An 8,049-nucleotide genomic window follows, 5' to 3' on the forward strand; every position below is an offset into this window, starting at 1 on the left:
TGTATGAAGTAGGCTTATTTAAGCTACAAGGTACTCTCTATCATAGTTCTGTGCTCTTTCTTCAACAGTGAAGTTGCAAAGAATTGATATACCCGTTATCAAAAGAAGGTGATAAGATTTAACTAACAAGAAAACGTTTACAAAAAATAAAAACAAGTACAGTTACAATCCATGATTTATAAAAAAGGGGTTTGTAGAAATGGAGATGTTAACAACACGACAAAAGAAGTTATTACAGTTAATCATTAGCGAAGAAGAGTACAAAACGATTGATTTCTATTCTCAGAAAATGAAGGTTTCAGAGCGAACGGTGCATAATGATTTAAAGCTAGTTTCCGGCTATCTATCAAAAGGAAGCGCCACTCTTCATAAAAAACCTGGAGTAGGAATTAAAATCAAGGCCAAACCAGATTATAAACTCATGCTGTTAAATGATTTAGATTTAAAAAAAGAAGAAATCGATCCTCTATCAACTAAAATAAGAAAGATGAAAATTATACTGCAGCTGTTATATGCAAATCAGTCGACTTCTCTTCAAAAGTTATCAGAAGAATTTATGGTAAGTAAAACATCGATTGTAAAAGACTTAGAGAAAGTAAAAGAATGGTTAAAGCCCTATGGCTTACTTTTAGTAAAAAATCACGAAGGCACAAGGGTAAAAGGAAATGAAGAAAGCACCCGAAGAGCAATTGCTGGTATTACAAATGAACTTTTAAATTTAAATTATCAGCAGGATTACGATATTCAATCAAGCAGCAGACTGGATGCCGCGACTTTCTCAGGACTATCCAACTTGTTTGAAGACCTTGAAGTCACACAGGTAGAACACATCATTGAGCGTGCAGAGAAAAAGCTTCAGTATCGCATCAGTCATACGTATTTTTTGAATTTAGTCACTCATATTTTAATTTTGATTAAGCGTGTTCGCTCCCATCAGCGTATAGCAGCTGTTAATGAGCCAGAGTTGCATCATCAAACCGATCATGTTTTGAAAATGTATACCATTGCTAAAGAAGTAAGTGGGGAAATATCTGAATGTTTCGATATCAATATACCGGAAAATGAAATCCACTATATAAAGCAGTATTTATTATGTTCCGGGATGGAAAAAGATATTTCACCAAGTAATGTTGAACTATTTGTAAACCACGCGGATAGTTCGTTAAAAGAGTTAGTAGACGAGATGGTTCAAACTTCGACCAAGGTAATGAATCTGAATCTGCAAGGTGATAAAGAGCTGTACACAGGTCTGCTCATGCATATTAAACCGATGGTTAACCGCTTAAAATATCAAATTAACATCAAAAACCCGCTTCTAGAAGAAATCAAGCATCAGTATTCCGCAACATTTGGCATGACGTGGCTTGTTTGCTCCATTATTGAAAGAAAATTGAATGTAAAAGTAAATGAAGATGAAATTGGATACGTGACGCTTCATTTTCAAGCAGCAATCGAAAGATGCGTAGGGCTAAAAAGAGCAATTGTCGTCTGTCCTGGAGGTATTGGCACATCTCAGCTAATCGCAAATCGAATCAAGCGGCTTATTCCTCAGCTGGAAATAGCAGAAGTTATCTCCTTAGGCAGGCTATCTCGCTTTGATTTAAACAACATTGATTTTATTATTTCAACCGTTCCTTTACATATTGAAGTGAAGCCGGTCATTACGATCTCTTCGCTCGTAAGTGAAGTGGACATTAAAAATATTAATAACTTTTTTTGGGAAGATACATTTTCTAAAAAAGAAGCAAGTATAACATGTGCCAATTTATTTAAAATGCTAGATCTGCAGTTGATCTTTCCTAAGTTGGACTTTACGCATAAAGAACAGCTGATTGATTATTTATGTCACCAGCTTCAAAGCAAAGGATACGTCAAGGAAGGTTTCCAACAATCAGTTGTTCAACGTGAAAACATAGCTTCTACTTCACTGGGAAATACAGTAGCAATCCCTCACGGAGAAGATCAGTATGTAGAGCGTTCTAAAATTATTATTGCCACGTGCTCAAATGCGCTGGACTGGGAAGAAGGAGAAGTGAAAATTATCTTTCTGCTTGCTTTAAAATTTGGTGAACAAATTGTTGTCAAAGATATACTTACAGATCTGTACAGTATCTTTGATTCTGAGAACACCCTTACTAGATTAACAGAATGTACAACGGCAGAAGAAGTGATGGCGCTGTTGGGAGAGGGGACATAATGGTTATTAGTGAAAGCTTAGTAGCACTTGACTTAAAATCCAAAGATAAATTAGACATTATTAAAGAGCTAGGGCATTTAGCTTATTCGTCTGGGAAAATCAAATCAATCGATAAGTATATTGATAGCGTCTTAAAAAGAGAGGAAGAGTTCTCTACGGCTATCGGATATTCAATAGCTATCCCGCACGGAAAGTCCGATCAAGTAGTCGAGCCATTTATTGTATTTGGGAGAGTAAGCGAGCATGTCGAATGGGATGAAGACGATGATAAAGAAGTGAAATTAATTTTCTTAATAGGCGTTCCTTTAGCTCAAAGCGGGGATGTTCATTTGAAAATTTTAGCTAATATTAGCCGGGAGCTTATGGATGAAGAATTCCGCGAAGAGTTAATTCACGCTCCTGGTGTAAGAGAAGTATGTTCAACACTTAAAGCAATAGCACTATAAAATTTGAGGAGGAATAAACATGAATATTGTAGGAATTACGGCTTGTCCAACAGGAATTGCACACACATATATGGCTCAATCTGCTTTAGAAAAGGCTGGAAAGAAATTAGGACATAAGGTGATGATAGAAACGCAAGGAGCAATGGGCATTGAAAATGAACTAAAGAAAAAACAGATTGACTCAGCGGATGTTGTTATTTTAGCTGTAGGCTGTGCCATTGAAAGAGAAGAAAGATTTAACGGCAAAAAAATATTAAAAGTAGGAGTAGCAGAAGCCATTTCCAATCCTCAGAAAGTACTGGAACAAGCAGAAAAGCTTATGACGCAAGAAGTATAAAAGAAAGCGGGAGAGTGGTGCTATGAAAGAGTTTTTTAAGATCTTAAAAAATCATTTAATGACGGGTGTTTCCTACATGATTCCAGCGGTTGTAGTGGGAGGTATTTGCATAGCAGCTGCGTTAGCTACAGGAACACCTGGAGAAAATGGAATGGAAGTCACCAACCCTTTAATGAATAACATCTTAAGTATTGGTACAGCTGGATTTACAATGATGGTTCCGGTTTTAGCAGGCTATATTGCTTATTCGATTGCCGGTAAGCCCGGTCTTGTGCCGGGGATGATTGTTGGGTACATCGCTAATACACCGATTGGTGATAGTGAAGTAAAAGCAGGATTTCTCGGAGCAATTGTTTTAGGATTTTTAGCCGGCTGTTTTGTTCAGTGGGTAAAAAACTGGAGAGTGCCGACTATGCTTCGGCCAATTATGCCTATTTTTATCATTCCGATTACTAGTTCACTCGTAATTGGTTTAGGATACATCTATTTATTAGCCAAGCCGATTGGGTATTTTATGACAGCTATGACGGAAACGTTAAAACAAATGAATGGATCAAGTTTGATTTTATTAGCGGTTATTCTAGGATGCATGATTGCATTTGATATGGGAGGACCTATTAATAAAGTAGCCTGTATGTTTGCCTTTGGAATGATGGCAGAAGGCGTGTATACCATTATGGGGATTATTGCAATAGCGATTTGTACTCCTCCTCTTGGGTTAGGACTGGCTACATTATTAAGCAAGAAAAAATACAACGATCAAGAAAGACAAGCGGGAAAAGCAGCTCTCGCCATGGGGATGATAGGTATTACAGAAGGAGCCATTCCGTTTGCCGCAGCCGATCCTTTTCGAGTGCTGCCTTCTATCATGGTAGGGTCTGCCACAGGAGCCGTCATTGGCGCCCTTGCTAAAGTAACTGATCATGCACCTCATGGAGGACCTATTGTTTTATTGGTTGTCGATCATAAGCTTTGGTATATAGGAGCTATTTTAGCAGGAACAGTCGTAACAGCGGTTATGGTAAATGCTTTAAAGAAAGATGTAACAAAAGAAGTGCCTGAAGAAGAACCGATGGATCAACAAAGCATCAGCGTCTAAAAGTCAATAGCAATCCCTCGAATGAACAATATGTGTATACATATTGTTCGTTCCATTTTAAAGGGGTGTTAACCATAAAAGGAGGAAGTATCATGCAAAAAGTAAACATTAACGAAGTGGTAAAAGTAATGCTCAACATGCAAGACAAAGGAGAGGCGGTTACGCTTCTAGGAATTGGACCCATGTCTAAAACTTTATTAAAAGCTTGTTTTGAATTAGGAAAAGAAAAAGATTTTCCGCTGTTATTTATTGCTAGCCGCAACCAAGTAGATGCAACAGAACTAGGCGGAGGCTACGTTTGTAACTGGAATCAAAGAACGTTCACTCAAACGATTGCTGAAACAGCGGCTGAAACAGGGTTTGGCGGCTTGTATTACACGTGCCGAGATCACGGAGGTCCGTGGCAGCGAGACAATGAAAGAAATGATCATTTAGAAGAAGAGCTGGCGATGCAGTTAGGTAAGCAGTCATACTTAGAGGATTTGATTAACGGGTTTGATTTACTTCATATTGATCCAACAAAAGATCCTTATGAAATGGGAAAAGTGGTTCCAATGGAAAGTGTGTTGAGTCGTACAATTGAATTAATTCAGTACTGTGAAAATGAACGAAAGCGCTTAGAGTTAGCTGAAATTGGCTATGAAGTAGGGACAGAAGAAACGAACGGGGGGTTAACTTCAAGAGAAACCTATGAAACGTTTATTCAAACATTAAACAGCGAGCTAACGAAACGACAGCTGCCTACTCCAACCTTTATTGTAGGTCAAACAGGAACGCTTGTAAAAATGACAGAAAATGTAGGGACATTTAATTCTAAAAATGCTCAAGAGCTAGCAAGCATCGCCAAACAGTATGGAGTAGGTCTAAAAGAACATAACGGAGATTATATTGATGATCATATTTTGCTGCAACATTTGCCGCTTGGCATCACCGCCACAAACGTTGCTCCGCAGTTTGGTACCGAAGAAACGCGTGCATATATTGAATTAGCGAAAGTAGAAGAACAGCTCGCTCAAGATGGGCTCATTGAACATCAATCAAATGTTGAATACGTCTTAACGCTTCAAGCGATTAAAAGTGAAAGATGGAGAAAGTGGATGGTAGGGGATCAGCGCGAGCTGCAAATCGGAGATATCCTCCAGCAAAAAGAGCTCACTGATAAAATTTTAGATATTGCCGGTCACTATGCATTTAACCATGAAGAAGTAAAAGCGGAGATTCAAACGTTATTTCATAATTTACGAGAGTGCAATATTGACGGAGAACGCTTTGTTATTAATCGAATTAAACGTTCGTTAAATCAATACGTGGAGTGTTTTAACTTAGAAGGAAGTACTACTAAAATCTTAAAAGAGATTGGTGTAGAGGTATAAACTATAAAAGGCCGTTGATATTTATCTCAACGGCCTTTTATAGTTAGAATATTTAAAATAAATAAAACTTTAGTATTACTAAAATCCAATTATTGTTATATTATAGATTTGTTAGTTACATATACCTAAAGGGAGGGAAGTAATAGTTTTGCAGGTAAATTAAAAATAAAGGGGATATCTATGAGAAAAATGATGAAGAAAAGTGTATGGGGATTATTCATTTTATTAGTAGGAGCTGCAATTTTTCCACTCAATCAATCAGCTTATGCTGAAGCTTCAAAACCAAAGCTTATTTATGAAATAGAAAAAGGTCAAAATTATAACGTAATAGATGCGTGGGATAACGGAGGAGTACTTTATCAAAAGCAGCAAGAGAATTATAGCGATGAGCAAGAGTTTGGCGTCATTATTAATGGACAGAAAAAATGGAGTATTAAATCTTTAACGTTATTCTATATTGGAGATACAAAAGATAGTTTATATTTTTATAAGCGAAACGATAATAATTCCAAACAGCTTTATATTATAAGCAAGACAACGTGGAAACAAGAAACGGTTAATATACCAGAACTTGTGTTAAGCAAAAGCGTTATCGCTCCAAATGGCATGATTTATATGGCAGGAGGAGAGCCTGAAGAAAAAAACTTCCTTTATGCCTTTGATTCCAAAGGGAAACTAAAGTGGCATAATGAATTTGTTGCTATAGGAATTGCTGAATTGCTAGTGGATAAAAGCAGCAACCTGTATGCTAACGGTATAGAAGGTGTAACGGTATTTGATCCTTCTGGAAAAGTGAAATGGAAGAAATCGGGAGGCTCTGTGTTTGCAACAGATCCACAAAATAACATGTTCTATTTTCAGGAAGGGTATCCGTCAAACTTATATGGTTTAAATGCAAACGGCTCTACAAAATGGACAAAAAAAATGACTGTTGATGTGTGGCCAGCACCCATTTATGATTCTATTAATAAAAATCTTTTAGTAGCAGATAACGAAGCAGGCATTTTATACAGCTATGATGGAGTAACAGGACAAGCAAAGTGGAACGTAAAAAGCGATGCTCCTTTTCCAGTAGGAATGGGTGATTATCGACCTTCTGCTACTCCTGTTATAGAAACAGGGAAAAGCGGAACAACTTATTATTCGGCTCACCGAGGCGATTATGCACCAAAAGAAACATATATTAAAGCCATTAGCAAAGAAGGAAAAGTAAAGTGGACATTGAAGACAAATGAATTAGTTTCCATCAAGGAATCTGTTAATCAAAGTGTCTATCTAGCAGGAAAAACAAGTCTAACAGCTGTACAGTCAAATGGTAAAAAAGCATGGGAGACATCAGGTGATTTTTCAAAAGTACAATTTATATCAACTGATAGTGGAGAAATCTATTATTCCCAAGGAGCTAAAGTTTATCAAATAAACGATAAAGCAGCGCCTGTTGTCCCAGCAGCGCCAAAAGTGAATGCTGTAAGTGATCAAAATACAGCAGTAACAGGAACTACAGAAGCTAACGCCACGGTTTACGTAAAAGTTGGGAGTAAGACATTGGGAAGCGGCAAGGCAAATAGCAAAGGGGCATTCAGTATCAAGGTACCGAAGCAAAAAGCAGGTACCAAGTTATCGGTAACAGCTCAAAATGCAGAGAAAAATACTAGTACAGCAACGATAGTAACGGTACAGGACAAAACAGCTCCATCTGTAACGAAAGTGAATGCTGTAAGCGATCAAAGTACGGCAGTAACAGGAACTACGGAAGCTAACGCCATGGTTTACGTAAAGGTTGGAAGTAAGGCATTAGGAAGCAGCAAGGCAAACGGTAAAGGAGCATTTAGTGTCAAAATATCAAAACAAAAAGCAGGAACAAAGTTAGCAGTAACAGCTCAAGATGCTGCCAAAAATACAAGTAAAGCAGCGGCAGTGACGGTACAAGACAAAACACCTCCACCTGCTCCAAAAGTGAACAATTTGACTACTAAATCAACTCACGTCATAGGCACAACTGAAGCTAACGCTACAATTGAAGTAAAAGTAAGTACTAAACTTATAGGAAGCGGAAAAGCCAACTCAAAAGGAAGCTTTGATGTAAGAATTCCAAAGCAAAAGGCAGGAACAAAAGTTGATGTCTTTGCAAAAGATGCTGCTAAAAATCAAAGCAAAACGGCTAAAGTAGTAAGTAAATAATTATTTATATGAAAAAAAGTCTGTTCCTCATATGAGAAACAGACTTTTTTTCGGTTTTATTATCAAGCAAGATATAAAGATATCTTTAGTATTATAGCATAAATGGATAGAATAAGTCATTAAAATATGGAAAATAAATAAAAAAATATCTTTATTGGATGGATTAAATAAATATTCCTTTATTACTAATAATCATGATATAATTAGCTGATTTTTGAGTCTTAAGTTTTAGGTCTTTATAATCAATTATTTTTAGGGAAAAGGGAGAACAAGTTTATGTTGAAAAAATATTTTATAGCACTTCTGTTGCTATGTTTGGTTGTAATAGAAGTACCGATTAACCCCACGTTTGCAGCGGTAGATGTAACAAATCCAACCTTAGAAAGCGTGAAAATAGATAAAAAAGAAGTTAAAGA

6 protein-coding genes are annotated in these 8,049 nt (G+C 36.9%); all 6 read left to right on the forward strand.

The genetic code is table 11. The features are described from left to right. Positions 1-199: 199 nt before the first annotated feature. The 6 genes from AC2YJL_RS20830 to AC2YJL_RS20855 all read left to right on the forward strand — a co-directional run bounded on the left by AC2YJL_RS20830 (position 200) and on the right by AC2YJL_RS20855 (position 7,633). Positions 200-2,197, forward strand: a complete 1,998-nt coding sequence (locus tag AC2YJL_RS20830; RefSeq protein ID WP_487374959.1) for a BglG family transcription antiterminator — start codon at positions 200-202, stop codon at positions 2,195-2,197. After that, positions 2,197-2,643 (forward strand): PTS sugar transporter subunit IIA, encoded by a 447-nt coding sequence (locus tag AC2YJL_RS20835; protein WP_328171832.1) that lies wholly within the window; start codon positions 2,197-2,199, stop codon positions 2,641-2,643. The genes AC2YJL_RS20830 and AC2YJL_RS20835 overlap by 1 nt, the downstream gene beginning before the upstream one ends. A 19-nt stretch (positions 2,644-2,662) precedes the next feature. Then, entirely contained in the window at positions 2,663-2,980 is a 318-nt protein-coding gene (locus AC2YJL_RS20840) for a PTS fructose transporter subunit IIB (RefSeq protein WP_028414279.1), read from the forward strand. Positions 2,981-3,002: 22 nt separating this feature from the next. Then, positions 3,003-4,079, forward strand: a complete 1,077-nt coding sequence (locus AC2YJL_RS20845) for a PTS fructose transporter subunit IIC (RefSeq protein WP_487374960.1) — start codon at positions 3,003-3,005, stop codon at positions 4,077-4,079. 92 nt (positions 4,080-4,171) lie between these two features. Beyond that, the gene (locus tag AC2YJL_RS20850; protein ID WP_487374961.1) at positions 4,172-5,452 is read left to right on the forward strand and encodes a class II D-tagatose-bisphosphate aldolase non-catalytic subunit; all 1,281 of its coding nucleotides are present in this window, start codon (positions 4,172-4,174) and stop codon (positions 5,450-5,452) included. A gap of 180 nt (positions 5,453-5,632) precedes the next feature. Next, on the forward strand, positions 5,633-7,633 hold the full coding sequence (locus AC2YJL_RS20855) for an Ig-like domain-containing protein (protein WP_487374962.1): 2,001 nt from the start codon (positions 5,633-5,635) through the stop codon (positions 7,631-7,633). Positions 7,634-8,049: the final 416 nt, after the last annotated feature.

The sequence above is a fragment of the Priestia sp. SRI_019 genome (genome assembly GCF_057586255.1).

What these genes read in the sequence shown, in the direction of transcription:
- AC2YJL_RS20840 (WP_028414279.1), top strand. Translation starts at nt 2,663, where the DNA reads ATGAATATTGTAGGAATTACGGCTTGTCCAACAGGAATTGCACACACA.
- AC2YJL_RS20830 (WP_487374959.1), top strand. Translation starts at nt 200, where the DNA reads ATGGAGATGTTAACAACACGACAAAAGAAGTTATTACAGTTAATCATT.
- AC2YJL_RS20850 (WP_487374961.1), top strand. Translation starts at nt 4,172, where the DNA reads ATGCAAAAAGTAAACATTAACGAAGTGGTAAAAGTAATGCTCAACATG.
- AC2YJL_RS20835 (WP_328171832.1), top strand. Translation starts at nt 2,197, where the DNA reads ATGGTTATTAGTGAAAGCTTAGTAGCACTTGACTTAAAATCCAAAGAT.
- AC2YJL_RS20845 (WP_487374960.1), top strand. Translation starts at nt 3,003, where the DNA reads ATGAAAGAGTTTTTTAAGATCTTAAAAAATCATTTAATGACGGGTGTT.
- AC2YJL_RS20855 (WP_487374962.1), top strand. Translation starts at nt 5,633, where the DNA reads ATGAGAAAAATGATGAAGAAAAGTGTATGGGGATTATTCATTTTATTA.